The 26,120-nt window shown below is 49.2% G+C and carries 19 protein-coding genes; 16 read left to right on the top strand and 3 right to left on the bottom strand.

Translation table 11 applies throughout. The features are described 5' to 3' along the window. Positions 1-118 precede the first annotated feature (118 nt). On the top strand, positions 119-994 hold the full coding sequence (locus ABEA66_RS20350; RefSeq protein ID WP_345590283.1) for a GNAT family N-acetyltransferase: 876 nt from the start codon (positions 119-121) through the stop codon (positions 992-994). Positions 995-1,012: 18 nt separating this feature from the next. Continuing rightward, a complete protein-coding gene (locus tag ABEA66_RS20345) occupies positions 1,013-2,389 on the top strand; it encodes a UDPGP type 1 family protein (protein WP_345590281.1) in 1,377 nt (458 codons plus the stop codon). 75 nt (positions 2,390-2,464) lie between these two features. Here ABEA66_RS20345 and ABEA66_RS20340 read toward each other — a convergent pair whose 3' ends face one another. Together ABEA66_RS20340 and ABEA66_RS20335 are read right to left on the bottom strand one after the other, a co-directional pair. Next, positions 2,465-2,881: a YjdF family protein gene (locus tag ABEA66_RS20340; RefSeq protein ID WP_345590279.1), complete on the bottom strand. Its 417-nt coding sequence runs from the start codon at positions 2,879-2,881 to the stop codon at positions 2,465-2,467. Positions 2,882-3,077: 196 nt separating this feature from the next. After that, positions 3,078-3,929 carry an AraC family transcriptional regulator gene (locus ABEA66_RS20335; RefSeq protein ID WP_345590277.1) on the bottom strand — a complete coding sequence of 284 codons (852 nt, stop codon included), beginning with the start codon at positions 3,927-3,929 and terminating at the stop codon, positions 3,078-3,080. Between the two features lie 214 nt (positions 3,930-4,143). Here ABEA66_RS20335 and ABEA66_RS20330 point away from each other — a divergent pair, with 214 nt between their 5' ends. The 6 genes from ABEA66_RS20330 to ABEA66_RS20305 all read left to right on the top strand — a co-directional run bounded on the left by ABEA66_RS20330 (position 4,144) and on the right by ABEA66_RS20305 (position 10,451). Beyond that, positions 4,144-4,914: a sugar phosphate isomerase/epimerase family protein gene (locus tag ABEA66_RS20330; RefSeq protein ID WP_079910442.1), complete on the top strand. Its 771-nt coding sequence runs from the start codon at positions 4,144-4,146 to the stop codon at positions 4,912-4,914. A gap of 47 nt (positions 4,915-4,961) precedes the next feature. After that, the gene (locus tag ABEA66_RS20325) at positions 4,962-5,981 is read left to right on the top strand and encodes a Gfo/Idh/MocA family protein (protein ID WP_345590273.1); all 1,020 of its coding nucleotides are present in this window, start codon (positions 4,962-4,964) and stop codon (positions 5,979-5,981) included. A 235-nt stretch (positions 5,982-6,216) separates the two neighbouring features. Next, positions 6,217-7,089 carry a 3-hydroxyacyl-CoA dehydrogenase family protein gene (locus ABEA66_RS20320; RefSeq protein WP_079910440.1) on the top strand — a complete coding sequence of 291 codons (873 nt, stop codon included), beginning with the start codon at positions 6,217-6,219 and terminating at the stop codon, positions 7,087-7,089. Continuing rightward, entirely contained in the window at positions 7,086-8,300 is a 1,215-nt protein-coding gene (locus tag ABEA66_RS20315; protein ID WP_345590270.1) for an acetate/propionate family kinase, read from the top strand. Before ABEA66_RS20320 ends, ABEA66_RS20315 begins: the two co-directional genes overlap by 4 nt. A gap of 40 nt (positions 8,301-8,340) precedes the next feature. Further along, a complete protein-coding gene (asnS, locus tag ABEA66_RS20310; protein WP_345590268.1) occupies positions 8,341-9,639 on the top strand; it encodes an asparagine--tRNA ligase in 1,299 nt (432 codons plus the stop codon). A gap of 146 nt (positions 9,640-9,785) precedes the next feature. Continuing rightward, positions 9,786-10,451, top strand: a complete 666-nt coding sequence (locus ABEA66_RS20305; protein ID WP_192702656.1) for a DnaD domain-containing protein — start codon at positions 9,786-9,788, stop codon at positions 10,449-10,451. A gap of 128 nt (positions 10,452-10,579) precedes the next feature. Here the strand turns inward: ABEA66_RS20305 and ABEA66_RS20300 are convergent, their stop codons facing one another. Continuing rightward, the gene (locus tag ABEA66_RS20300) at positions 10,580-12,301 is read right to left on the bottom strand and encodes a PdaC/SigV domain-containing protein (protein WP_345590264.1); all 1,722 of its coding nucleotides are present in this window, start codon (positions 12,299-12,301) and stop codon (positions 10,580-10,582) included. 443 nt (positions 12,302-12,744) lie between these two features. On the opposite strand from ABEA66_RS20300, the gene ABEA66_RS20295 reads away from it, so the two are divergent. The 8 genes from ABEA66_RS20295 to ABEA66_RS20260 all read left to right on the top strand — a co-directional run bounded on the left by ABEA66_RS20295 (position 12,745) and on the right by ABEA66_RS20260 (position 26,092). Continuing rightward, the gene (locus ABEA66_RS20295) at positions 12,745-13,485 is read left to right on the top strand and encodes an ABC transporter ATP-binding protein (protein WP_377739586.1); all 741 of its coding nucleotides are present in this window, start codon (positions 12,745-12,747) and stop codon (positions 13,483-13,485) included. Then, complete coding sequence (locus ABEA66_RS20290; RefSeq protein WP_377739563.1) at positions 13,445-14,566, top strand: efflux RND transporter periplasmic adaptor subunit; 1,122 nt, start codon at positions 13,445-13,447, stop codon at positions 14,564-14,566. The genes ABEA66_RS20295 and ABEA66_RS20290 overlap by 41 nt, the downstream gene beginning before the upstream one ends. A 5-nt stretch (positions 14,567-14,571) precedes the next feature. After that, positions 14,572-17,496, top strand: coding sequence for an ABC transporter permease (locus tag ABEA66_RS20285; RefSeq protein ID WP_345590552.1), 2,925 nt, complete (start codon positions 14,572-14,574; stop codon positions 17,494-17,496). A gap of 2 nt (positions 17,497-17,498) precedes the next feature. After that, complete coding sequence (locus ABEA66_RS20280; protein ID WP_345590260.1) at positions 17,499-18,380, top strand: ABC transporter ATP-binding protein; 882 nt, start codon at positions 17,499-17,501, stop codon at positions 18,378-18,380. A gap of 63 nt (positions 18,381-18,443) precedes the next feature. Continuing rightward, positions 18,444-19,916: an ABC transporter substrate-binding protein gene (locus ABEA66_RS20275; RefSeq protein ID WP_079910433.1), complete on the top strand. Its 1,473-nt coding sequence runs from the start codon at positions 18,444-18,446 to the stop codon at positions 19,914-19,916. 54 nt (positions 19,917-19,970) lie between these two features. Next, entirely contained in the window at positions 19,971-22,121 is a 2,151-nt protein-coding gene (locus ABEA66_RS20270; protein ID WP_345590257.1) for a hypothetical protein, read from the top strand. Positions 22,122-22,358: 237 nt separating this feature from the next. Next, positions 22,359-22,883: a GbsR/MarR family transcriptional regulator gene (locus tag ABEA66_RS20265; protein ID WP_345590255.1), complete on the top strand. Its 525-nt coding sequence runs from the start codon at positions 22,359-22,361 to the stop codon at positions 22,881-22,883. Positions 22,884-22,984: 101 nt separating this feature from the next. Beyond that, positions 22,985-26,092, top strand: coding sequence for an efflux RND transporter permease subunit (locus tag ABEA66_RS20260; protein WP_345590253.1), 3,108 nt, complete (start codon positions 22,985-22,987; stop codon positions 26,090-26,092). Positions 26,093-26,120 lie beyond the last annotated feature (28 nt).

The raw sequence follows: 26,120 nt of genomic DNA, 5'->3' as shown, positions 1-26,120 counted from the left end.
AGGTCCTACTTTATAGGGGCAAGTGGTTGCAGGAGAAGTCGAGTTTCCTATTGTTGATTCCAGGATCCTATGATAACATGGATAAAATTTACTTTTATCCGAGGGGGTTAGAGAGGCTATGAATGTGTACCATTATGACCGTGCTTCCCGTTTCCTTGAGAAGGTGGAGCCTGTTTTGGAAAAACATGAAGCCGTGAACAACCTTCTTCTGGGCCTGCTTCATATGGAAGCTAAGGGGGAGACTGAAGGAAGAGCTGCCCTGGATTCTTACAAGATGGTTGTAGAGGACGGTGATGAACGAATCCGGCTCATTGTACTCATAAATTCCAATAATGCCATCCTGTACGGAGCAGAGCCGTTTAGTCTTGAAGCTGTAAAAGCGGTGGTGGTCGATCTTAGGGCAAGGGGAGCACAGGTACCCGGCGTGATAGGTCCTAACGAGATAGCGAGGAGTTTTGCAGAGGAATGGGCGGAGAGCAATCGTTTGGTGCCGGTCCTTAAGATGAATCAACGAATTTACCAGCTGGATCGGGTGATTCCCGTCAGCGGCAGCAAAGGACGGTTGAGGCTGGCTACCGTACTTGATCAGGAGCTCATAGCAGCCTGGATCAAGCAATTCGCCGATTCCATTCATGAGCGGATCACGACGGAGGAAGCGTCCAACAAGACGGTCGGCTTCATTAGACAAGCAGCCGTCTATCTTTGGGATGATGATGGGGCGGTCAGCATGGCCAAAACAACCCGGCCGACGAAGCACGGCATCGTCTTGAGCAATGTCTATACACCCCCGGAGCACCGGAACAAAGGCTATGCCTCCTCCTGTGTTGCGGCGCTTAGCCAGCGCATGCTGGACGAAGGCTATTCCTTTTGCAGCCTATACACAGACTTGGCGAATCCGACCTCTAACCATATTTATTCTCAAATTGGCTACCATCCTGTCAGGGATTCTGTCATGTACCGTTTCGCCGGAGAGCCTGGCGGCAAACAGGAGTAATAAGGGGGAGCCGCAGCAATGGACACGATGGACACACGAAAAGAAGAAGCACAAATGCTATTAAGCCGATATGGACAGGAGCATCTGCTTCGGTACTACGACGAGCTGGACGATGCGTCCAGACGGAAGCTGATTAGCGGGATCATACAGCTGGACTTGCAGGCCGTCGAGCAGGCATGGCAGCGCTGGAAGGATTCACCGGCGCAATCATTGGCGGGCATGGAATTGGCACCCCTGCAGGCATCAAGCTGGGACGAGTATACTGAGGAGGAGCGTGAGAGGTATGCCTCTGCAGGCTGGAGCCTGCTAGAGCAGGGGAAAGTCGGCGCCATCGTTGTAGCAGGAGGCCAGGGAAGCCGTCTGGGCTATGAAGGACCGAAGGGTGCATATGATATCGGGCTTCCGTCTGGCAAATCGCTGTTCCAGCTCCAGGCCGAACGCTTGATCCATCTGTCGGAAAAAGCGGGGAAGCCTATTGCATGGTATATCATGACAAGTCCGGAAAACCACGAACAGACCGTCCGTTTTTTCGAACAGCATCACTATTTTGGCTATCCCAGGGAACACTGTACGTTTTTCGTACAGGGGGCTATGCCTGCGATAGATGAGCATGGCAAAATCCTGATGTCGGCCAAAGACGAAATATGCCTTGCGCCAAGCGGGAACGGCGATTGCTTCGCAGCCCTTAAGAGAACGGGAGCACTGCTTGACATGAAGCGGCGAGGTCTGGAATGGTTGTTTTACTATAATGTAGATAATGCGCTGGTGAGGGTCGCTGATCCTTTGTTCATTGGGGCTGCTGCAAGCCATCCCTTTCCGGTAGCTGCAAAATCGGTGGATAAGCTGTATCCCGAGGAGCCGGTAGGCATCTTTTGCTATCGTAACGGGCTGCCGTCGGTCGTCGAGTACACGGTTATCCCGGAGGAAGTAATGTATGCGAAGGACGATCAGGGCCGTCTTCTGTACCGTCAGGGTCATATCTCGATTCAGCTGTTTCGCCTTGATTTCATCGAGAAAGCAGCCGACCTGAATCTGCCTTATGAACTGGCCCGCAAAAAAATCCGGCATATCGATGCGTCTGGGGCTCTAATCAATCCGTCGGAGCCGAATGCCTACAAGATGGAATGTTTTGTCTTCGACTTTTACCCGGCAGCCGGCGATATGACGGTTTGGAAGGTTCGGCGTGAGGAGGAATTTGCTCCTGTGAAAAATAGGGAAGGAGATGACAGTCCGGATTCCGCCAGACTTCTCTTGCTTGAGCATCACCGTAAATGGCTGATAGCAGCAGGTGTAACGACAGAAAGATTAGGCGATCGACAGGTAGAAATTTCCCCTTTGGTCTCGTACGCGGGAGAAGGTTTGACACAAGATGTGTTACGGAGCCTCGGGATATGAAAAAAGGCTGATATCAGCCTGATGGGATAGGACGTTATCCTCCTCCATCTGCCGATATGCGGCCTTACTTTCTTGCTACCTGCCCCGGTGCTTGAGCTTCGCTTTCTGCACCTTCAGAGCAAATTTTCTTTCCTTTAATTCCTCTTGCCGGCGCTTGGAATCGCTCTTTCGTTCTAATTTCCGGTGTTCATACTCCATACTCATGACCTGTTGGGCATAGGTGGATGCTCCCCGCTGGCGTATCTCCTGCGCAGCAAGTCGTGACATCCTCTTCGGATTGGTCCGCCGTTCCTCGCGAGGCGAGGTTTGTACGGTTTGGGTTGTTGCATCCAACAGCCGCTGCAAGTCTAGATGGATAAAATCGAGAATCTCAGCTTCCTTCGGCTCTTTGCCGAAAATATGCCTGACGGCCCTCAGACGTTGTTCGTCCTCGGATTCCACGACACCTACCCAGAATTGGAGCTGTTCATCGAAAAAAACGGTTAGCTTCATCTAAGCTTCCCCCTCTATGTGTAGTGCGGAGTGAGGGACATCCCGAGGGGGAAGGTTACTGACACGAGGCAAAAGCCCAGTGCGCCCGGACTACCGACCGGACCGTGTTTTTACACTCCTATGTGCAGTATATAGCAGCAGATCGCCGGTCTTCAAGCAGGAAAATCCCTATCTCGGATCATCCGTGGGCAAGCAGTCATAATGACGGAGTATGCGGATTCGCATCCGGTGAGGAAGGATTCTTCTCTCCCGCAGCCTGCTGCATCCGGAATGCCTTGGGCGAAATTCCGTACTTCTCCCGAAAGACGCGGTGGAAATACGAGTAGCTTCCGAAGCCGGATGTTTCGGCGATTTGTTCCAGCGTCATGTCGGTATAGTTCATTCGCTCGATGGAGGTGGATAAACGAATCTCCAGCGTATATTGAATCATGGTTTTGCCGAAACATTCCTTGAACAAATGCACGGCCCGCGAAACGCTGAGCCCGACGTGCTGGGCGACATCCTCCACCTTGAACGGCAGTATCGCATGCTCCTCGATAAAGCTTTTCATGCGCGAAGCCAGGAACGAGCTTCCGTGCAGAGTCCGCGTTTCCGTGATGGCACGGTCGATGTATAGACAGAGCGCTTTCAGCAAGTAATCGGACAGCTCTTTATTCTCGTCCTCGATCCGTCGCTTCTCCAATATAATTTGCCGCCACAGGGAAAGCAGCCTTTCGGCAGCTGCGATTCTGACCTTCTGCGGTTTTTTGCTTTTTCTCCACCAGGCCTCGAGCCATTCCCCCTTACACATGATGTAATAATCTCCGCTGGAGATCAGCGTTTGCCCGAGCTTATTCGTATGCTCGTCAATTTTCAGGTCATACACGTCACCGGGCTGGTAGAGCAGCAAATCGCCCGTTTCCACTCCCGACATGGTTCCGTTGACCCATGCTTGGCAGAACCCTTCTGTTTGCAGTCGAAACAAGTAATGCTTCATTTTTTCCCTATGTCCGGTCTGGAATTTTTGCGAATGATAGGAGTAGCCGCAAGATAGAATTTGAGACTGCATAGCGGGACACCTTCTTTTTAAAAGTATAGAATTTCTCAAAATTTCGAGGCTCCACGCAAAGTATTTAAACCCGCTCTAAAAGCCAAGGCCCCACTTAGAATGTAAGTGATTATAGCAAAATAGTTCATGTAACAAGCACATCGTTCATAGTCATTATAGGGCATTTAGGATTAAAATAATATCAAATAGATCAATTTTCCTGGAGGATGAGCAAATGAGAAGAATGGGTATTGGCGTACAGCTGTATACGGTTCGCGACGATTTGTCGAAGGATTTCAAAGGAACGCTGCGGCAAGTAGCCGAGCTGGGATATGAAGGGGTCGAATTTGCCGGTTACGGCGGGCTTCCAGCCCAAGAATTGAAGCAGCTGCTGGATGAATTGAACTTGAAGCCTATCGGAGCTCATGTCAGCTTGAATCAAATGCGTGAGGATCTGGATAAAGAAATCGATTACTTGCTTGCTATCGGAGCCGAGTATTTAATTTGTCCTTATGTAGCGGCCGAGGAACGGGAGAATGCGGAAGCGTGGAAAAGCTTGTTTGTTTTCCTGGGTGAAGCGGCCCGCAAGGCTAAAGCTAAAGGATTGAAGTTCGCCTACCACAACCATGCTTTCGAATTTGAGACGAAAATCGAAGGCCAGTATGTATTCGATGCTCTGTATGCTTCCGCGCCGGAGGATATTCTGGTGGAAATGGATGCCGGTTGGGTGCAATATGCCGGTTTGGATACGCTTCAATACATGGCGGACTATACAGGAAGACTGCCGCTGCTTCATCTGAAGGATTTTAAAGGCATGATCAATAACCAGATTAATACGGTAGAGCTGGGCCAAGGGGAAATCGACTTGCCGGCTGTGATTGAAGCGGCTTCCGAAGCAGGAGTGGAGTGGCTGATCGTCGAGCAGGACCGCTGTCAGAATCCGCCTTTGGAAAGCATCGGCACCAGCTTGAAGTGGCTTCAACAAAACTATTTGAACCAATTCTAATAATGAACCATTTCTCCCATTCTAAATTCAAAGGAGCAAGATCGATCATGAGTAAATTGAAAGTTGCCGTAGTAGGCTGCGGCGCGATTTCCGAGCGTAGACATATTCCGGAATATGAGGCGAATCCGAATGTTGAGCTGGTTGCCTTTGTTGATATTATCAAGGAGCGGGCGGACAAATTTGCTGAGAAGCATGGCGCTAAAGCCTATACCGATTACAATGAAATGCTTAATGAAATCAAGCCGGATGCAGTCAGCGTATGTACACCGAATGCACTCCATGCTCCTGTCTCTATTGCAGCGGCGAAAGCTGGAGCCCATGTCCTGGTAGAAAAGCCGATGGCCGTCTCGGAAGAGGAAGGCTTGGCCATGATCGAAGCGGCGCGGAACAACGGGGTTTACCTGATGGTAGGCCATAATCAACGCCTGATGCCGCCTCATATGAAGGCAAAAGAAATTTTGCAGTCAGGCAAGCTGGGTAAGGTGCTCACATTCCGCACCGCCTTCGGTCATCCGGGTCCTGAAGGCTGGAGCGTGGATGGCAAGGAGAGCTGGTTTTTCCGCAAGGAAGAGGCGATCATGGGGGCTATGGGCGACCTGGGCGTTCATAAATCCGATCTGATCCGCTGGCTGCTCGAGGATGAAGTGGCGGAAGTGGCTGCTTTCGTCAGCACTCTTCATAAGGAAGATACCGATGTGGACGATAATGCGACCTGCGTGCTTCGGATGAAAAGCGGCACGATAGGAACGCTGGTGGCCAGCTGGACTTATTACAAGGGCGGCGATAACAGCACGACATTGTGGTGCGAGAACGGGGTTATGAAAATCGGCACTCATGCGGATGATCAGGTCATTGTCGAGCTGTGCAACGGCTCCGTCGAGAAATACAAGGTAGGCGCCATGGCTACTAATGAGAAGCAGACGGCCAGCGGCGTTATCGATGAGTTCGTTCGCTGCATTACGACAAATACGCCTCCAAGCATCTCCGGAGAGGAAGGCCTGAAGTCGCTGAATGTGATTTTGGCTGCTTTTGCCTCGCAAGATACAAAGAAAGTAATAAGCCTTTAAATAATCAAAGGGAATGTTCAAGTCCTGTGCTGCAGCCGCGGCGCAGGGCTTATTTGTTGTGTGCCCCAAGGGGGCTGTACGGTATGCCAGCACTTCACAACAATGCCACAAGAAGTTTTTTCATTTGGGCTTTCAGGGGTGTATAATAAGCTCAAGCAGGTTAAGCGGCCTGTCTTAATTAACCACTGGTTTATAATGAAATATTGCGAATGAAAGCGGTTAAGGGGGGAACGGCATGCATTGCAGCAAAGTCGGAGTTATCGGTGCCGGTACAATGGGCCAAGGCATCGCTGAGATGCTGGCAGCACAAGGAATGGATGTACTATTAATTGACCGTACATACGAGAAGCTGGAGCAGGCTTTGGAGCAGATTGAACTGAGCCTTGATAGACAGCTGGAGAAATGGGCTATCACCACAGCAGAAAAAAAGCTTGTTTTATCCAGAATTCATAAAGATACCGTCATGTACAGTCTTGCGGATTGCGACCTGGTTATCGAATCGATCAGTGAGGATTTGGAGCAGAAGAAAGAGCTGTTTCAGCGCTTGGACGACATATGTCCATCATCGACTATATTGGCGAGCAACACGTCCACGCTAAGCTTAACGGAAATCGCCGCCGCCACGAAGCGGCCGGATCGAGTCATTGGCATCCATTTTCTACACCCTGTATCAAAAATTCGTTTGGTGGAAATTATTAGAGGATTGAAAACGTCGGAAGAAACGTTTTCGTTTACGAAGCAATTTGTTGAAAATACGATCCAAAGAACGGGGATTCAGGTTTATGAATCGCCGGGTTTTGTCACGACCAGGCTGATTTGCGTTTTAATTAATGAAGCCATGCATACGCTGTCGGAACGGGTAGCGAGTGCAGAGGATATTGATACGGCGATGCGAATGGGTTACGATTTCCATTACGGGCCGCTCGAAACAGCGGATCGAATGGGCTTGGACGCTCTGCTGGTAGCCATGGAACGGATGTTCAGGGAATTCGGTGATGTTAAATACCGTCCTGCCGTGATTCTAAAGCAAATGGTACGCGCAGGCCAGCTTGGAGTAAAGACAGGACAAGGCTTCTTCCGTTATGATAAGGATGGTGACCGTCTATGAAGATCCTCGTAATCAATGCAGGCAGCTCCTCGCTTAAATTCCAGCTGTATAATATGGAGAATGAAGAGGTTCTTGCCAAGGGCAAAGTAGAACGCATAGGAATGGATTCCGCTATTGTGTGCTACGAGCCCGCAGGCAGCTCGGAGGTACGTGAAGTATCGGAAATCTTGGAGCATACGACTGCCATCCGCAAGGTGCTTGAGATGATTGCGCATCCCAAGTACGGCGTTCTAGAATCCATTCAGGAGATTCAGGCCGTTGGACACAGGGTTGTCCATGGCGGAGAATCGTTCACAGGCTCAGTGATTGTCGATGAGAATGTGAAACGAGAAATTCGCAATCTGTTCGATCTGGCACCGCTGCATAATCCGGCGCATATGCTCGGCATCAATGCGGTGGAAGCGAATATGCCGGAGGTGACTCAAGTGGTCGCTTTCGATACGGCGTTTCATCAGACGATGCCGCGGGGCTCTTATTTGTATCCCATCCCTATGGTGCTATATAAAAAGCATAAAATCCGCAGATACGGCTTCCATGGCATCTCTCACGCTTATGTAAGCGAAAGAGCCGCCGAGCTGGTGCAAAAGCCGCTTGAGCAGCTTAAGCTGATCTCCTGCCATATCGGTAACGGGGCCAGCTGCACCGCCGTATTGAACGGAAAATCCTTCGATACGAGCATGGGTCTGACACCTCTGGAAGGATTGATGATGGGAACACGCAGCGGTGATATTGATCCGGCGATCGTTCCTTTTGCAATGGGAAAAGAGGACTTGACGCTGAGCGAAGTCAATTCGATGCTGAACAAACATAGCGGACTTATGGCCATTTCGGGTATCAGCAGCGATATGCGGGAAATACTGGATGCTATGAAGGAAGGTGATCGCAACGCTTCGCTCGCCTTCGATATGTATGAGTACCGGTTAAGAAAATACATCGGTTCATACACAGCGGCTATGAACGGAGTGGATGTATTGGTATTCACGGCCGGAGTCGGTGAAAATTCGGCTGCACTGCGTCAGGCTGTATGCCGCAATTTGACGTTCCTCGGACTGGAGCTGGATGAGAAGGCTAATGAGCAGCGTTCCAATGAAGAGCGCATCATCTCTACCGAGCAATCCAGGGTACAGGTTCTTGTAATTCCGACGAACGAAGAGCTGGTTATTGCCCGCGATACGCACCAGCTCCTGTTAAATAGCAGAAATGTAGTATAATGAAATAACGATTCTGTATGTAGGAAGGATGATCCATTGGATGAGCCGAAATTTGTCCATGATTCGTGATGTCGATCAGCATAAAGATGGTACAGTGACGATCGGCTGCTGGCTGCATAATAAGCGTTCAAGCGGTAAAATCCAGTTTTTGCAGCTGCGTGATGGCTCGGGGTTTATACAGGCGGTAGTCGTTAAGAGCGAAGTGCCTGAGGAGGTCTGGGAAACGGCTGGCAAGCTGACGCAAGAAAGCTCGCTGTATGTGACCGGGACGGTACGGGAGGATACCCGCAGCAAGAGCGGCTACGAGCTGACGGTGACCGGAATTGAAATTATCCAGGTGTCCACTGATTATCCGATAACTCCTAAAGAGCATGGTGTCGATTACTTAATGGATCACCGTCATTTGTGGATTCGTTCGCCGCGGCAGCGGGCGATTCTCGTCATACGCGCGCAAATTATCCGCGCAATCCAGCAGTTTTTTGACGAACGGGGCTTTCATCTGGTCGATCCTCCTATCTTGACGCCATCATCATGCGAAGGAACGACGAACCTGTTTCATACGAAATATTTTGATGAGGATGCTTTCCTGACGCAGAGCGGTCAGCTCTACATGGAAGCGGCTGCCATGGCGCTAGGGCGCGTTTATTCCTTTGGTCCTACCTTCCGGGCTGAGAAATCGAAGACAAGACGCCATCTGATCGAGTTCTGGATGATTGAGCCCGAGATGGCTTTTGTTACGCATGAAGAAAATCTGGAGGTCCAGGAGCAATTCGTATCGCATATCATTCAGTCCGTACTGGAGAATTGCGGCAAGGAGCTGGAAGTCCTGGAGCGGGATACGTCGAAGCTCCGGAACATTCAAGCGCCGTTTCCCCGGATTACCTATGACGAGGCCGTCCAATTCCTCAAAGCTAACGGACATGAAATTGAGTGGGGAGAAGACTTCGGCGCTCCTCATGAAACTGCTATCGCGGAGAAGTATGATAAGCCGGTCTTTATCACCCACTATCCTACGGAGATTAAGGCGTTCTATATGAAGCCGGATCCGAACCGTCCGGAGGTCGTGCTCTGCGCCGATATGATCGCTCCGGAGGGTTATGGGGAAATTATCGGGGGCAGTCAGCGTATCGACGATCCCGATCTGATGGAAGAGCGGTTCACGGAGCATCAGCTGTCCAAGGAAGCCTATCAATGGTATCTGGATTTGCGGAAGTACGGATCGGTGCCGCATTCGGGATTCGGGCTGGGACTGGAGCGGACCGTTGCCTGGATTTGCGGATTGGATCACGTGCGTGAGACGATTCCTTTTCCAAGGCTGTTGTACCGTTTGTACCCATAATGCAGAAGTCTTGAGTTAGAATCGGATATAGGATCAAGTATGGGAGAGTGAGGCGGTTCCGATGCGGGACGCTTCACTTTCTCGCTTTCCTTCCGGTACAATAGTTGAAGAACGGATACGTGTTTTTGGCAAGGAGAGGTGATCGGATGAAACAGCAAAGTAAGGAAAACACGGAACTGCTTGCGGCATTTGCGGCCGGCTGGCGGGAAGGCAGCGTAGGAATTCCGTATCTTCTGTTAAAATATTACCATGAGTGGAAGCTGACTGAGGTTGAGGTCATGCTTATGATTCATGTGATGGCATTCATGGAAAGGGAGCGCAAGGATTTCCCAACACTTGAAGAGCTCCAGGCCCGGATGACGGTTCCCGGCGAGAAAGTCATTGCGGCATTGCAAAAGCTGCTGAAGGAAGGACTGCTTTCCATCGACGATAGCGTGGATCCTGTCAGCGGCGTTCAATATGAAAAGTACAATTTCAGTCCGCTGCTGGAGCGTCTTGCGATCTGCTGGTATGAGGAGATGCAGAAGAATAAGAAGCAGGCGGAGCCGGAAGCCCGCAAAGATATATTTTCCATCTTCGAGAAAGAATTCGGCCGTCCTTTGACCCCTATGGAGCTGGAGTCGATTACAGGGTGGATTGATAAAGACAGTTACCCGGAGGAATTGATTCTGGCGGGCTTGAAGGAAGCTGTATTTGCAGGGAAAGTGCATTTCAGATACATTGACCGGATTTTACTGGAATGGAGCCGCAATCGCATTACAACCGTAGAGCAGGCACGGGAGCACTCCCAGAGGTTTCGTTCCATGCGTTAGTTGAAAGGCATATTGGAATATACAAAACCTTCCCAGGGCAGGGAAGGTTTTTTGCTACATTTATAGGATTGAGGTTCACCCCAATATCAGGCTCACAACTCATGCCTCGTATTATAGAGGTTCTCCTATTATTTTAGCCCGATGGTCAGCGTATCCGCTTCGGTTGAGACCTCGGCTTTAAGAATTCGATCGAAGAAGGAAACGGGAACATATAAGGACCCTTCCTCATTGATAAAAGGCGCGGCGCCCAGTGATATGGGGGCCATTTTGTTATAGGTATAAGCGTCTTTACCGACGGTAACCGCTGTCCATTGTGCGCCCTTATTTATTTCAGCCTGCATTTTCTCCGCATTCCATTGCAGCTTGAAGCCCAGGTCTTCAGCGACAGCGCGCAGAGGGGCGAAGGCTGTACCGTTCTCGTCCGTTAACAACGGGAGCTCCTGACCGTTCACCATGAGCTTGGCCGGCTTGGCTTCTTCTTTGCCGGATGAATCCTTTGGAATGGCGACTCGGAACTCCGGTGATCCGGAAGAATAAGGAGCGATTTCATATTGGCTGAACACAATGACGGCATCCCCTTGTTCGATATAGAAGGATTGCGAATCCGAGATTCCTTTAAAGCCATCCTCGAAATATTTTTCCGGCTGCTTGGCGATTTCCGCTTCAATCTGCTTGTTAATCGTTTCTTTGAAATGCTCTCCGAACAGAGAGCTGAGCTCCAATTTTTCCGCCGGATCGCTATTGATGACGTTGTAGTTATCGATTCGCGTCGCTCCATGCGCGCCGCCAGTGTAGGTGTAGGTAATCATTTGAATAGACAGGCGATGATCGCTGCCGTTGCTTCCATCCGATTTGACCTTATATTGAATCATCAGCTCATAAGGCCGCGGGTCAAGCCCAGCCTTCTTGGCTTCCTCAGCATCCTTTTGGGACTGCTCCTTCATGCTCTCCAAATCCTTAGCGGCATGACTTGCAATCTGTTCATTAAGCTCGGCCTGGTATTTCGTATCCTTCATTCCGCTAATAACAGGGACATCCATGTCCACTTTTAATTGATCGAACTGTTGATGAACTGGGGTGGATGTCACTTGAACCGCCTCTTGATTAGACTTTACATCAGGAATAGAAACGGCAAACTCCGGACTTCCTGCCGCGTAAGGAGCAATTTCATATTCACTGAACACGATATAGGCCTTTCCGTCCTTTAAGTAAAAGATTTGATCGTCACTAATGCTTTGGAATGCATCGGGGAAATATTGTTCTGGATTTTTGGTAATTTCTTCTTTAATATGTTTATTAATTACATCTTTGTAACTGGAACCAAACAGGTCGCTTAATGAAATGGCGGCAGCTTGATCGCGGTCCGCTACGTTATAGGTGTCAATACGAGACATGCCGTGCGCTCCCCCTGTATAGAAGTAGCTGGTTACTTTGATCGATAGGGTGTGATTGGCGTTAGTCATGACCTCGTAGCTCGCATCCAGGGAATAGGGTCTGAATTCGTAGCCGTTCTGTTTCGCCTGTTCAGCCCCTTCCTTAGCCTGCGTTCTTATTGCTTCCAGGTCTTTGGCTGCCGTTTCGGCGATTTGGCTGTTCAGCCTGGTTTGATAGGCCGTATCCTTTAACCCGCTAATCAGCGGCAAGTTCAAGCTTGCTGTGATTTCATCCGAATGTTCTTTTTCCGCTTGGGTGTTGACTTGAATTTGTGAATCGGAAATGAGTGCGGCAACAGGAACTGCGGTGATGGCGCCGGCGGCCGGAAGAGCTGCGGCAAGCGTGTGACTTGTGTATGAACCGAACAAGCAGCATCCTGCGATGCCTAATGATAATAGTTTAAAAGGCGTTTTCATAGCAAGTACCTCCTGGATGATTATGGATTGATGTAAATCCTATAGTCATTATAACGGACCTGATTTTTCCATTGGTTACGGAGAGGTTACAATTCTAGCAAATATAGCATGCGGCTATCAATCCTTTTGAATAGAAAGATAGGATGCCGGAGGAAGATATCGTTGATCTGGCTTCAAGTTTTCCCCAGCACAAACCACAGGAAGCCTTGCTATGACTGGATCCGGATTCCGGAATTGGATAAAATGAGAACTTTTTTGAAGACAATTTGTAACTTTTTTGCTTTATCCCTCGTCTATAATTTGGAAGTACTGGTTTTGCTAGATACATAGAATGATTGTCCAGAACAGCTAGGAGGGTCGAAATGCTTGGTTGGCTTCGCCAAAAGAACAAAAATCATCCTGTAAAGGCGGAAGGGGAAGCGGGAGCCGAAGTGCCTTCCACTATGCCGCAGCAGGGATCTGACATCCTGGATAGTCCGTCAGCAGCGGATGAACCGGTCGATCATACAAGTCCGTTATTGACCGTTCAAGGAGTAGAAAGGTCCTTTCCTGTCGGAGGCCAGGAGCTGCATGTGCTTAAGGGAATTCATATGTCGTTGTATCAAAGGCAGCTCGTCATGCTCAAAGGGCGTTCCGGCTCGGGTAAAACGACGCTGTTGAATTTGATCGGAGGCCTGGATCAGCCGAACAAGGGAGAGATCGTCTTTAAGGAATATCCGTTTCACTTATGCAGCGACGACAAGCGGACCCAAATAAGGCGTAAGGAAATAGGATTTATTTTCCAGTCGTTTGCACTGATGCCTCTTCTCTCCGCTTGGGAGAATGTAGAGCTGGGGCTTCGAATGGCGGATGTTCCGCGTTCGGAATGGAAGCAGCGTGTGTCTCACTGCCTGGAGCTGGTCGGGTTAAGTAAGCGGATGCACCATAGGCCCTTTGAGCTTTCCGGCGGTGAACAACAGCGTGTGGCCATAGCCAAAGCTATTGCCCACAGGCCCAGCCTGCTGCTTGCCGACGAGCCGACGGCGGAGCTTGATTCGCAAATGGGGGCTCAGGTCATGGCGGTATTTCGGGAGATTATCCAAACCGAGAAAGTGACCATATGTATGACAACTCATGATCCAACAATTATGGAGGTTGCCGACCGTGTATTTGAGATGGTGGATGGAAAATTTATTAACACATAATAGAAAGGCCAAACCTCTTCTTGCATTGTGCATGGCGGCCGTATTGACCGTCAGCTCCGGCTGCTCGCTGCTTCCCAAGGAGGCGGAGGAGGAAACGCTGCCTACCGTCACTCCGCCGAAGCTTTCGAAGAAGCCGGAGTATGTCGTGAAGACCGAAACGCTGGAGACGAAGGTTCGAGGCTCCGGCAAGCTGATGGGAACGAAGGAAGAGGATCTTTATTTCACCGATGAAGAAAGCCGCAGAATTAAAGCCGTTTATGTTAAAAGCGGTGACAAAGTGGAGCAGGGACAGGTCATTGCCGAGCTCGATGTGACGGAGCAGGAAAGCCAGCTAAAGCAAAAGCGGCTTCAGACCCGCAGGGATGAGCTTACGATGATTGAGACCTTGCGAAAAGCGGATGAAATGAGCGCAGAGGATCTCGAAAAGGCTAAAATTGATTTTGAGCTGAAGCGTGAGGATTTAACCAAGCTGGAAAACACTATAGCGAAAGCGAAGCTGACGGCGCCTTACTCAGGAACGATCGTTTCCGTGTATGTTCAGAAAGGCGATACGGCTAAAGCTTACGATGCCATAGCCACTATTGCGGATTTGACGCAGCTGGCCGTTGTGGCAAGCTTGAATAATGAAGACTTGAAGAAGGTCGCCGTCGGTATGGAGGCGATCGTTGATATCAACTCTGCCGGTCAGCACAAGGGAAAAGTTATTCAGCTTCCTAATCCGAGTGCGGATACGAATAATAATAATAACAACAACAACGGTTACTATGGCGGGCAGAACGGAAACAACCAGCAGAAAAAGCCGGATTCCATAGACAATTATATGGTAGTGCAGCTGGATCCGTTTCCTGAAGGCTTGAATCGCGGCACGTTCCTGAGTGTATCCGTCATTACGTCGCGCAAGGAAAATGCAGTAACGATCCCGCTCGCTACGCTACGTTCCTACTCCGGACGCAATTACGTGCAGGTTGTTGATGAGCAAGGGAACAAGAAGGAAGTGGATGTCGAGATCGGCCAGCAAACCCCAACGGATGTAGAGATCCTGAAAGGATTAACGCCGGGGCAGAAAGTAGTGGGTCGCTAATGTCGATGCCTATGCTGCGGTTTTTGTACCGCAAGATGTGGAACACTCGCTGGCTGACGCTAAGCTCTCTGGTCGGGCTGATCATGGCGGTCGCTTTTACTACGAGCATTCCGATGTATTCCGACGGGTCGTTAAAGCGGGTCGTCAGCAAATCGCTGGAAGAAAAAAGCGGCGGTTTGCCCGCAGGCTCCGTACTAATTCGCTATCAGGCTGCAGGGTCGGAACGTGCGGAGCTGGACGCGTTGAAGGATGCAGACCAATACATAACTAACGATATACCCAAAGATATTCAGTTCCCATATCAAGCGTTCGTCAGAAGCTATTCGATCCGCGCTTCCCAGCTGGCGCCTGAAGATCCGGCGAAGGTCGATCCGAGTAAAAAACGGCAGATGACGCTGCTGGCTCAGAATGCCTTGAAGGATCAGGTAGAGCTTAAGCAGGGGCAATGGTTTAGCGAGCAGGTCCAGAACGGCGTCGTAGAAGCCGTCATATTGGAAGAAGCGATGTACCGCAACGATATCCATGTAGGGGACGTGTTCAATTATCCTATTAGCGGCGGCTTGGGTATTGCCCCGGTTAAAGTCAAGGTGGTCGGAACCATCGTACCGAAGAATGACCAGGATCCCTATTGGTTTCAAGGAATGGAGGGGGTCATCAACTCCTTCTTTATGAGTGAAGCGGGGTTTGAGGAGTATATTCTGAAAAACAAAAAAATACCGCTGAACCTGGCCAACTGGTATTATGCCTTTGACTTGAAGGAGATTCAAACGAGCCAGTTATCGCCCTTGGAATCCAAGCTGGAGCGGCTGGATATCATTTTGTACCAGAAACTGAAAAATACACGGGTGGATTTGTCTTTTATTCCTATTCTGCAGGAATTTAAGACACAGAGCCTTCAGCTGCAAATCCTTCTGTTTACCTTGGCAGCTCCCATGATTGCCATGGTATTTTATTACATTGTAATGAACTCGAGGCAGTCTCTGGAGAGGCAGCGCAGCGTCATCGCTGTTCTGCGAAGTAGGGGCGGAAGCACGAAGCAAATTATCGGCATCTACTTGCTGGAGGGGCTGCTGCTTGGGTTAGCGGCGATGATCGTGGGCCCTGTGCTCGGATGGTTTATGGCTAAAAGTATCGGGTCGTCCAGCGGTTTTCTCGCTTTTGTAGACCGTAAGGCCGTTCCGGTCGGGGTGTCACGGGAAGCGCTTCTCTACGGTGCGGCAGCCGTGCTTATTGCACTGCTAGCCAGTGTTATCCCGGCGATCGTCTACGCAAGGGCATCCATTGTAAGCTACAAGCAGAAGCTCGCACGCTCAGACCGCGCACCGTTCTGGCAAAAATGGTTTCTCGATGTTCTTCTCATCGGTCTTGTAGGTTATGGCTATTATTTGTTTGATCAAAGGCAGGTGCTATCCGTCCAGACCGGTCTGACTACGGATCAGCTGCAGGTGCATCCGCTGCTGTTCTTCGTCCCTGCCTTATCGATCATCGCTCTCGGATTGTTCTTCTTGCGTATATTTCCTTGGCTGCTGCGTTTGTGGAACTGGCTTGGCAAGAGATTCCTGCCGGTACCGGTCTATCTGACGCTAACCCAGCTGTCCCGTTCCGCGCAATCCTATTATCCGTTAATGCTGCTGTTGATTCTTACGCTGGGCTTGGGAGTATATAACTCCTCGGCTGCCAGAACGATAGATCTGAACTCGACGGACCGTATTCTGTACAATTATGGCACGGATGTTGTCATACAGGCTGCATGGGATGGAGTCTCAGACGAAATGCCCCAGGATCAATCCAACGGGCAAAACAACGGGAATAACGGAAGCGGATCAGCCGGAGGCAATCAAGGAAACGGCAATAACGGGAACGGAGGGGGCAACCCTAGTCCCGGAGGAGGTTCAGGCGGCGGCAATGGTATGGAGGAGCCTCCACCCAAGCTTCGCTTTGTAGAACCGCCATTCATCATCTTTCAGCAGTTGGAAGGTGTAGAGCATGCGGCTCGTGTCCTGAGAACCAAAGGCAATGTCGTCATGTCAGGCAAAACTCTGGGTCAGGGCATGGTGATGGGGATCGATAATGTGGACTTCTCCAAGGTGTTCTGGTACAGGAAGGATTTGTTCAAAGTACATCCGAATGCGTATTTGAACCTGCTTGGGACTTATGAGCAAGCGGTAATTATTCCTACCTCCTTTGCCGAAAAGCATCATATCAAGGAAGGCGATATCATCAGTATCTCGATCCAGCAGCAGCAGGTCGAATTTGTCGTCGTAGCCACCGTACCTTATTGGCCGAGTCAATATCCGGATCAGATGCCTTTCTTCATTGCGAATCTGGACTACATATACGATCAGGCTCCTATTACCCCTTATGAGGTATGGCTGAAGATGAAGGATGGAGCGAAGGTTGCGCCAATCATGGAGGAGCTGGCGAAAAAACAGATTCAGATTGCCAGCGTAAAGGATGTCCGCAACGAATTAATTACACAGAAGAAGCACCCGGCTCGCGGTGGTGTATTCGGGATATTAAGTCTCGGCTTCCTGGTCTCCGTATTCATCTCGCTGATCGGCTATATTCTCTACTGGTTCTTTAATTTGTCCAGCCGGGTCGTGCAGTTTGGCGTGCTGCGGGCGATGGGGCTGTCACGGCGGCAGCTGACGGGAATGCTCCTGCTCGAGCAAGGGTTTACAGCCGGATTGTCTATCGCACTTGGAATCGGCATCGGGAAGCTGACCAGCTACTTGTTCCTTCCCTTCCTTCAGACGGCAGAAAATGTAAAGATGCAGGTCCCGCCGTTCCAGGTTGTCTTCAATGCCCGTGACACTGATCAGCTGTATGTGGTCGTTGCATTCATGATGTTGACCGGAGCCGGACTGTTGTTCCTGCATATCCGCAGGTTGAGGGTTCATCAAGCCGTCAAGCTCGGAGAGGAGAAATAACGATGATTACATGCGAAGAGCTCGTCAAAATATACAAAACCGACGATATCGAGGTCGTCGCCCTCAAAGGCTTGAACATTTCCGTCGCAGCCGGAGAAATGATGGCCATCATCGGCAACAGCGGCAGCGGCAAATCCACCTTTTTGAACATCCTGGGAGGCCTTGACAGGCCTTCCGCAGGCACGGTTCAGGTTGGAGAATGGAATTTGCTTAAAATTACCGATGAAGAGCTGGTCAAGTATAAGCGCAAAACGGTCGGCTTCATTTGGCAAAACAACGCGCGAAATCTGGTTCCGTACTTAACGGCGCTGGAAAATGTGGAAACACCGATGATGCTGAGCGGAGAATATGACAGAGCCTATGCCAAGCAGCTGCTGGAATGGGTCGGTCTGAAGGACCGGATGAGCAACAAGCTTCAGCAATTATCGGGCGGCGAGCAGCAGCGTGTGGCTATCGCCATTTCGCTTGCTAACAGGCCGTCGCTGCTGTTGGCAGATGAGCCGACCGGTTCAGTAGACACGAAGACATCGGATATGATCATGGATATTTTCCGCAGGCTCAATCGCGAGCTGGGCGTGACTATCGTCATAGTTACTCACGATATGGCGCTTGCTAGCAAGGTGGATCGCGTCGTCGCCATTCGCGACGGGATGACCAGCACGGAATTTATTAAGCGAAATCCGAATCTGGAGCAGGGGCAGACGGAAGCTGCTGCAGGGTTGCAGGCAGCGAATAGCGTCCATGAAGAGTACGTAGTTCTGGATAAGGCAGGGAGACTGCAAATTCCGAAGGCTTATCTGCAGGCCTTACAGATAGATACAAAGGCCTCCATGGAATTCGACGGGGAAAAAATTATTATTAGGCCGCCCAAATCTTTAGATTAGGTCGGAATAAAATCAGTTGTATATGTTTCGATGGCATGACTATATTGTTGGAGGGATTAACCTATGAAACCGTGGATGAAGAAATCATTGCTGTTATCCATCAGCGCCGGTCTTATGGTGCCTACGCTGGCAGCTTGTACCAAGACGAAAGGAGCGGATTCCAATACGGAGAAAGTATTGAGGGTCGCTACCAGCTTCGGTTTCGGTGATGATGAATATTTCCGTCAGCAGTTCACCGAAATTTTTGAATTTGCCAACCCGAATATCAAGATTGAAATTATTCCGACGATGGATGACAGCTATCGCTACGGCGGCAGAATGGATCCGAACAAGAAACCGGTTGATCCGATGGAAAAGCTGAAGGAAGTGATGCAGGGAGATAATCCGCCTGACGTCGTGATGGTCGGTTACGAGCAGCTTAACGACTTAATATCGAACAATTTGCTTACACAGCTGGATCCGATGATAACGAAGGATAAATTCGATATAACCGACATGGTCCCTGCCGTTATTGATGGTCTCAAGAAGACTGGAGACGGGAAGCTGTATGCGTTGGCGCCTACTTTCAGCTCTTCAGCGTTGATTTACAATAAACGTATGTTTGACGAGGCGGGAGTACCGTATCCGAAGGACAAAATGACTTGGGATGAGGTCTTTGACTTGGGCAAGCGGTTAATTAAAGGCGAAGGAGAAAACCGCAAGGCCGGATTCTCTTTCAGCACGCAATCCATGGGCGACCTGTTCTACTCGATGCAGATGTATACAGCGCCTTTACAGCTGAGAATGTTCGATGAGAAGGGCGAGAAGATGACGGTGGACTCCGATCAGTGGGAGAAGATTTGGAAATCGATGCTCAAGCTGAAGCAGGATAAAGTACTGCCGGAACAGCAGGACCCTTCCAAGATGAAAGGACAGATGATGAGCGGAGAAAACTTCAATCCGTTTCAATATGATGATTTTCTGTCTAACCGCGTAGCGATGTCCATCATTAATTACAGTCAATTGAATCAAATTACGAATGCCAATAAAAATGCCGCCAACTTCCCTGGCTACACCCCAATTGACTGGGACGTTGTGACTGTGCCGGTTCATCCGGAGGCCCCGGACGTGGGAGGCTATATCGGAATGAACGGCATCATGGGGATTAATGCCAAGGCTCAAAATGTCGAGGATGCATGGAAATTCATCAAATTCATTAACAGTGAGGATTGGGCACGTCTGAAATCCAACAGCTCCTACAACCTCGTAGCCCGTAAAAAATTCATTAAACCGAAGGATGGCATACAGTTCCATATCGAAGCATTTACTACCCTGACACCGGCCCCTACCCAGGACTATAAAATTTATCAGGAGAAGCCGAGCATTTATCAAGTGCAGGATCTTGGACGCCAGCTGTTTAACGATGTAGTCGATGGAAAACTCCAAGTTCGGGACGCGCTGAAAAAATGGCAGACCGACGGGGACGCCATGCTGCAGCAAATCAAGGAAAATCCTAACGGCCCAATCAACAATGGTACTATGATGAGGGTAGGCTAACCATCCTGGTATTGCATTACGAATCTCAATTCTTCAGGGAGGCTAACAGACATCATGAAAATAAATAAGAAAACGACCCAGATTTTGCTCCTCAGCGCGGCCTTAACCTTAAGTACTGCTGTCCCGGCTTTTGCCGACGATAGCAGTAACCCGCCGGCCAACACATCTAATGTTTTGTCCACCGGGTCAGCTCCGGCATTGGGGCAAGTAAAGGTGACGGCCGACAGCTATTTTGAATTGAAGAATGTTACTATCCTGCCGGAAAAGGGCAGCAAGACGGTTACTTTTACGGTGAGCGTCCATAACGAGGGAAGCAGCGACCTGCTGTTTATCGACTACTGGCCTCACCTGAAGACAAAATCCGGCAACCAAATATCCGTCCGCATTCTGCCGCAGGATAAGGATAAGAACCGGATAACGCCGAAATCCGTTCAGGATATCAGCTTCTATGCCTCTGTGAACGAGAATACGGACCTGACCGACCTGATCTTTGAATTTATCAAATGGGACTTCAGTCAGCCGAATTTTGAACGCAGCATAGGTGAGATTGCCGTACCGGACAACTATTCCGTGGTTACGCCGGTCAATGATTCTCACAACATTAATATGGCGGGCACGGAGGTCAAAACCTCGATTAAAAAAATATTCATGACGAAGAACGAGAAGAATGTGACTCCTACCGTCGTGCTGAATATGGAGAACGTCGGAAACCGTTCTGCGGCCGTGCCTGCATATCAATTTTTAATTCGAACCAAGGAAGGCTACATGTACCCGCTCGACGCCAAGAACATGAAGGACTTGGTTATTAACCCGCAGGTAAAGAAAGAGATCGAAATGACAGGTTCGATTCCGGTCGAGGTCAGTAAGGAAGGATGGCAGCTTGTCATCATTCAGAACGCTTCAGACCTAAAGCTGAATCTGCCTATAGCTTACTTCGAGCTGCCTCAGGTATCGGAGCCTGATAGCGTTGATACCGGGATCGAGTACAAATTTACGAACAAGGAAGGAACCTATACCACCAAGCTGAATTCCCTTCAGCGTCTGCCGTTGGAGGATCAGGACATCTTATCCGCGAATATTACGCTAATGAACCAGGGCGAGAATTCACTGCCCATTCCGGAATTGACCGGCCATTTTCTCCTTGATGATAAGGTGAAGGTAGAGGCCAAGCTGATTCAGACCGACAAGGTAATAGGACTTCCCGTTGGCGGCTCCAGCACCTTCCAATTTATTGGCAAGATGCCTTACACCTATCAATTCTCTACGGTAAAGCTTGTCCTTCAGGAGAAAACCGGAGAGAAGGAAACCGAGGATCTGCTGGAATTCGCCCATCGTTCCGAGCTGATGAACATGCCGTATTACAATGTCGGAGAGACGTACAAGAATATCAATATCGGACGAAACGCAAGCTACCAGGTTCGCAATGTAAAAACCTATGCCGGAGATACAGCCGATATTTTCACGGTTCAGATGGAAGCCGTCAACCTGGAGAAGCGCTATACCGATGTAACGAAGCTGGTGGCGCAATTTAAGACAACGGATGGCTCCGTCTATCCCGCTGCGGTTTCGGAGATCAAGAATAAGATTACCCCGGGAGGAAAAGCGCTGCTTATTTTGTCCAGCACGCTGCCCAAAGGGTTCCCGACCTCGAATATGAATGTAATGATCGGCGAAGCTGTAACCGATAATAAATTCTCGACAAGTAAGGATGCACCAGATGCTTATGTGAATGCCGTCGGCTTCTGGCTTCCTTTGGAGAACTTCGAGGTCAAGGATAATTTATTGGATATCGACCTGCTGCCTTATACGCTTTCTATTAATAAAATTAACACATGGCTCGACCGGGAGAAATTAAAGGTTACCTTCAATTACGAGCTGACCAAGAACTTATTGATGGAAACCAACACGGAAGGGCGCAAGCTGATCATCGGTCTCGAGGATGAGAATGGCAACAAATCGTTCACGCGGGAATTTGATTTCAAGGATTTTGACATGGTTGATGCTTCCGCGAATACGGAGACGAATAAGGATACCAAAATCAGGCTCGGCAAGCGGGATAAATTTGTTATTGAAGAGCAGGACCAGGACCTTATTTTCCATTTAGAAACATTAAAGACGTACAAGCTTAGCGTTTACGATTCCTATCAAGGACAAAAGAAATTGCTCGCTTCCCAAAAAATCGATTGGTTCTCTACAACGGACTAATCCTGAAGTTGAAAACCGCCTATGTCCATGCGTATAAGCATAGCAAGGCGGTTTTTTCTTGTGCCATTAATGGGGCTAGCTTGCCGTTTTGAAGCGATTGTTAAGAGAGAGTTGGACCCATTTATAAATGAATGGTTAAATTTGTCTTGGAAGTATTGACACATTTTTCAAAACGAATTATGTTATTATCGTTAACAACATTCTTAACGATAATAAACAACAGTGAGGAAGAGTGATATGAAACCACCGCATCCGTCTTTTGCTGCCTTGAAGCAAAGCATTAGCAACCATATGTCTCTCTCTTTTGAGGCGGAAGGCTTCAGCCCGTTGGTTGGTAAAATTTTTGCTTTCCTGTTATCTGCTCCTAGGCCTGTAAGCTTGCAGGAAATGGCCGATGAGCTGGGAGTGACTAAAGCGGCAATCAGTGTACAGGTGCGAACGCTTGAAAAGCATATGATGTGCCATAAAATTCCGACAAGCAACGATCGCAAGGATTACTATTTTATCTCCGACGATATCTGCATGACGGCCCTGCAAGCGAACATACAGAAGATGAAGAGAATTCAACAACAAGTAGAACATACACTACATATTTTCGAGCAGCTGGAAGAGATCGGAGAGGATGAGCGGGCATCCCATGATGCATGCAAAAAACGCTTTATTGAAATGCAGGCCATGTACGAAATGTTCTTGAATCGGCTTGACGGACTGGAGGAGGAATGGAGTCAACGAAGGCGGCAAATATTCACTCATTTAGAATAGGGTCTTCATTATGAAAAAAGACCAAAATTTATGAAAAAAAATGAAGGGGTAATGAAAAGCGCCTCGTCTAAAGGTTCAGTTAATGTAATGGAGGAGTAGAGATGAATAAATTAACCCAGTTTTCAATGAAAAACATTACGGCCGTCATCATCATCGTCCTTCTGCTGTTTGGAGGAGGCATTTATGCCGCCACCAGCCTGAAGGTTGAAAGCATGCCGGATATTTCGTTCCCGGTCGTATTGGTTAACACTCAATACACAGCTCCCCCCAAGGACGTTCTGGAGGACGTAACGAAGCCGCTGGAGAAGGCGGTTGCCGGCTTGGAAGGGATGAAGAATCTGACGTCGACATCAAGCGATAACTTCTCATCCATCGTCATCGAGCTTGAACAGGATAAGAAGCCGGAAGACGTCAAGAAGGACGTGGAGAGTCTTATCGCCAACGTCAAGCTTCCACAAGGCTCGGAGAAGCCGAAGGTACAGACATTTGGTTTTGCGTCGCAGCCGGTATACTATTTATCCGCTTATGCATCAAACGGAATGAATCAGGAAGAACTTGATAAAGTCTACAAGGATGTGATTCTTCCGGGATTTAACTCCTTGAAAGGCATCGATCACGTTGATTCTATCGGCAATCAGGAATCAGTGCTTACGATGAAGCTTGACATCAATGCCATCAACAACTATGGTTTGACCCCATCCGGAGTTTCCTCCAGTATTAAAGCCGCATTGCTTACAAGCCCGGCTGGATCCGTTGATTTCAACGGCAACACGCAAATGGTCCGGGTAAGAAGCGATCTGAACTCCATTTATAACCTGGAAAACATGAAAATCACGACGCCGAACGGCGATACCCTGCTGCTTAAGCAAGTAGCTAAAGTCGAGGCGATTACCGAATCGACTTTCTTATCGAGGCTGAACGGACAGCCGGCCATCGGCATTAACTTGTACAAAACGAAAAATGCCAACGCCGTAGAATTCGCAGCCGATGCCGACAAGCTGATGGCGCAGTGGAAAAAGGACTTCCCCAACATTACGTTCCACACCATCTACAATAGTGCTACCGACATTAAAGAATCGGTCAACGGTATGGTTCGCGAAGGCGGATTAGGAGCGATTCTTGCGTCCATTATGATTTTGCTCTTTTTAAGAAATGTACGGATGACCGTTATCGTACTTGTATCGATTCCGCTGTCGATTCTGGTGACCCTGCTCGTTATGGCTCCGCTAGATATTTCGCTTAATATTATGACGCTGGGCGGCATGGCCATTGCTGTCGGGCGTGTCGTGGACGATAGTATCGTTGTTATAGAGAATATTTACAGCCAGCTGCAAAAAGCTCAGGAGCGTAACGAGTCCGTTATTAAGCTGGCAACCTCTCAGGTGGCATCAGCCATTACATCATCGACCATTACGACCGTAGGTGTATTTGGGCCTATTGCCTTCGTCGGCGGGGTGCTCGGAGAAATCTTCCGACCTTTTGCGATAACACTTGTTGTTGCTCTGCTCTCTTCCTTGCTCGTAGCCTTGACTGTCATTCCTATGCTTGCGAAGCTGCTGGTGCTTAGGAGCAAGCAATTCAAGCATCATGACGAGCATCAGATGGGGAAATTTTCGCTTGGCTACAAAAGAATCTTGCTCTGGTCTCTCGGTAACAGGAAAAAAACGATTTTCCTTGCCATTCTGCTGTTCTTTGTCACCATCGCAGGTACCGTACCGTTCTTGGCAGTCTCGTTCATGCCGGAGAGCTCTACGGATAAGCTGATGCAAATTACGATCAAGATGCCCCGTGAAACGACCATCGAAAGCATGGATATGAAAGTAAAGGAAATCGAAGCGAAGCTGCTGGCCTCTAAGGACCCGGCAGGTCAACCTACGTTCGTCTACTTCGATGCATTGATCGGTTATGATCAGGGCGAGGATCGGATTCCGTACCGCAGCTCCATGTTTGCGGAAGCGTCGCCGGCCACGGATGCCAAACAGCTTGTTAAGGATTTGAAGGAAGAGATCTTGTATATGCTGCCTAAAGGCTCCGAGGCGGAGGTTCAGCTTTTGAGCTCAGGCGGGCCGCCATCCGGGGGAGCGGATTTCTCCTATATGCTGAAGGGCGATGATTTGCTCATGCTCTCCAAAGGTGCGGAGCTGGTTAAGGAGAATATGAAGGAGTTCCCGGCCCTTATTGATATTAAAGATTCCTTGAGCGAATCGAAAACGGAAGTGGAAATCAGCGTTGACCAAAATAAAGCGCGCATTTACGGCTTATCCTCGGCTCAAGTTAACGAATCCGTTCACAGCTGGCTGGCCGAAGAGAAGATTGGCGACCTGAAGTTTGATAACACTACATTTAAAACGAAAATTATGCTGGATCCGAACTTCAAAAATTCCATCGACAAAATCGGGCGCTTCCAGATTAAAACGCCAACCGGGGTAACGATCAATTTGAATGAAATAGCCAAGGTTCGGCAAATTGACGCGCCTGTAGCCATAACCAGGGAAATGCAAGAGCAGTATGTAAAGGTTACGGCCAAGATCGATAATGTCGATAAAGCCGGTATCAGCAAGCAAGTAGCCGAAGCACTGAAAACCGTTGACCTGCCTTCCGGTGTAAGAACGGAGGTCAAAGGGGTTTCCGACGACATTCAAGAGAGCTTCAGCCAAATGTTTGTCGCTATGGGAGCATCCATCTTTATTGTCTATTTGGTCATGGTATTGGCCTTTGGCAACGGCAGCGCGCCATTTGCCATTCTATTCTCCTTACCGCTTGCCGCCATCGGCGGTTTGCTAGGGCTATTGGTTACTCACGAATCGGTTAACATCACTTCATTGATTGGTTTTCTGATGCTGATTGGAGTCGTGGTCACCAATGCGATTGTTTTAGTCGATAGAGTGCAGCAGCTTCGTGAAGATGGCTATGAAGTGAAGGAAGCGCTGATTGAAGCAGGGTTGACGCGTCTTCGTCCAATTATTATGACGGCGGGAGCAACGATTATAGCTTTGCTGCCTCTCGGCTTGGGATTGTCCAAAGGAACTTTGATATCGAAAGGCCTCGCCGTAGTTGTTATCGGCGGTTTAACAACGTCTACCTTGCTAACTTTGATTGTCGTGCCTGTCGTTTATATCATGATCGATAATATCAAAAAAAGGTTTGGAAAGATGTTCAGAAAAAACAAAGCCACGTTGGAAGCGAACGCTGCTTCCGGAGCTAATTAATCGGGAACTCGGAAAAGGAGAAGAAGCT

This window comes from Paenibacillus vulneris (genome assembly GCF_039543185.1).
GTDB lineage: Bacteria > Bacillota > Bacilli > Paenibacillales > NBRC-103111 > Paenibacillus_S > Paenibacillus_S vulneris.
Note: the sequence above shows the minus strand (reverse complement) of the source record. Positions and strands in the feature narration are given on the sequence as shown.

Excerpts from the sequence above, each read along its gene's own strand:
- ABEA66_RS20270 (WP_345590257.1), top strand. The coding sequence starts at position 19,971 with ATGAAAATAAATAAGAAAACGACCCAGATTTTGCTCCTCAGCGCGGCC.
- ABEA66_RS20315 (WP_345590270.1), top strand. The coding sequence starts at position 7,086 with ATGAAGATCCTCGTAATCAATGCAGGCAGCTCCTCGCTTAAATTCCAG.
- ABEA66_RS20345 (WP_345590281.1), top strand. The coding sequence starts at position 1,013 with ATGGACACGATGGACACACGAAAAGAAGAAGCACAAATGCTATTAAGC.
- ABEA66_RS20285 (WP_345590552.1), top strand. The coding sequence starts at position 14,572 with ATGCCTATGCTGCGGTTTTTGTACCGCAAGATGTGGAACACTCGCTGG.
- ABEA66_RS20305 (WP_192702656.1), top strand. The coding sequence starts at position 9,786 with ATGAAACAGCAAAGTAAGGAAAACACGGAACTGCTTGCGGCATTTGCG.
- ABEA66_RS20265 (WP_345590255.1), top strand. The coding sequence starts at position 22,359 with ATGAAACCACCGCATCCGTCTTTTGCTGCCTTGAAGCAAAGCATTAGC.
- ABEA66_RS20340 (WP_345590279.1), bottom strand. The coding sequence starts at position 2,881 with ATGAAGCTAACCGTTTTTTTCGATGAACAGCTCCAATTCTGGGTAGGT.
- ABEA66_RS20280 (WP_345590260.1), top strand. The coding sequence starts at position 17,499 with ATGATTACATGCGAAGAGCTCGTCAAAATATACAAAACCGACGATATC.
- ABEA66_RS20325 (WP_345590273.1), top strand. The coding sequence starts at position 4,962 with ATGAGTAAATTGAAAGTTGCCGTAGTAGGCTGCGGCGCGATTTCCGAG.
- ABEA66_RS20275 (WP_079910433.1), top strand. The coding sequence starts at position 18,444 with ATGAAACCGTGGATGAAGAAATCATTGCTGTTATCCATCAGCGCCGGT.
- ABEA66_RS20335 (WP_345590277.1), bottom strand. The coding sequence starts at position 3,929 with ATGCAGTCTCAAATTCTATCTTGCGGCTACTCCTATCATTCGCAAAAA.
- ABEA66_RS20330 (WP_079910442.1), top strand. The coding sequence starts at position 4,144 with ATGAGAAGAATGGGTATTGGCGTACAGCTGTATACGGTTCGCGACGAT.
- ABEA66_RS20300 (WP_345590264.1), bottom strand. The coding sequence starts at position 12,301 with ATGAAAACGCCTTTTAAACTATTATCATTAGGCATCGCAGGATGCTGC.
- ABEA66_RS20295 (WP_377739586.1), top strand. The coding sequence starts at position 12,745 with ATGCCGCAGCAGGGATCTGACATCCTGGATAGTCCGTCAGCAGCGGAT.
- ABEA66_RS20350 (WP_345590283.1), top strand. The coding sequence starts at position 119 with ATGAATGTGTACCATTATGACCGTGCTTCCCGTTTCCTTGAGAAGGTG.
- ABEA66_RS20260 (WP_345590253.1), top strand. The coding sequence starts at position 22,985 with ATGAATAAATTAACCCAGTTTTCAATGAAAAACATTACGGCCGTCATC.
- ABEA66_RS20320 (WP_079910440.1), top strand. The coding sequence starts at position 6,217 with ATGCATTGCAGCAAAGTCGGAGTTATCGGTGCCGGTACAATGGGCCAA.
- asnS (WP_345590268.1), top strand. The coding sequence starts at position 8,341 with ATGAGCCGAAATTTGTCCATGATTCGTGATGTCGATCAGCATAAAGAT.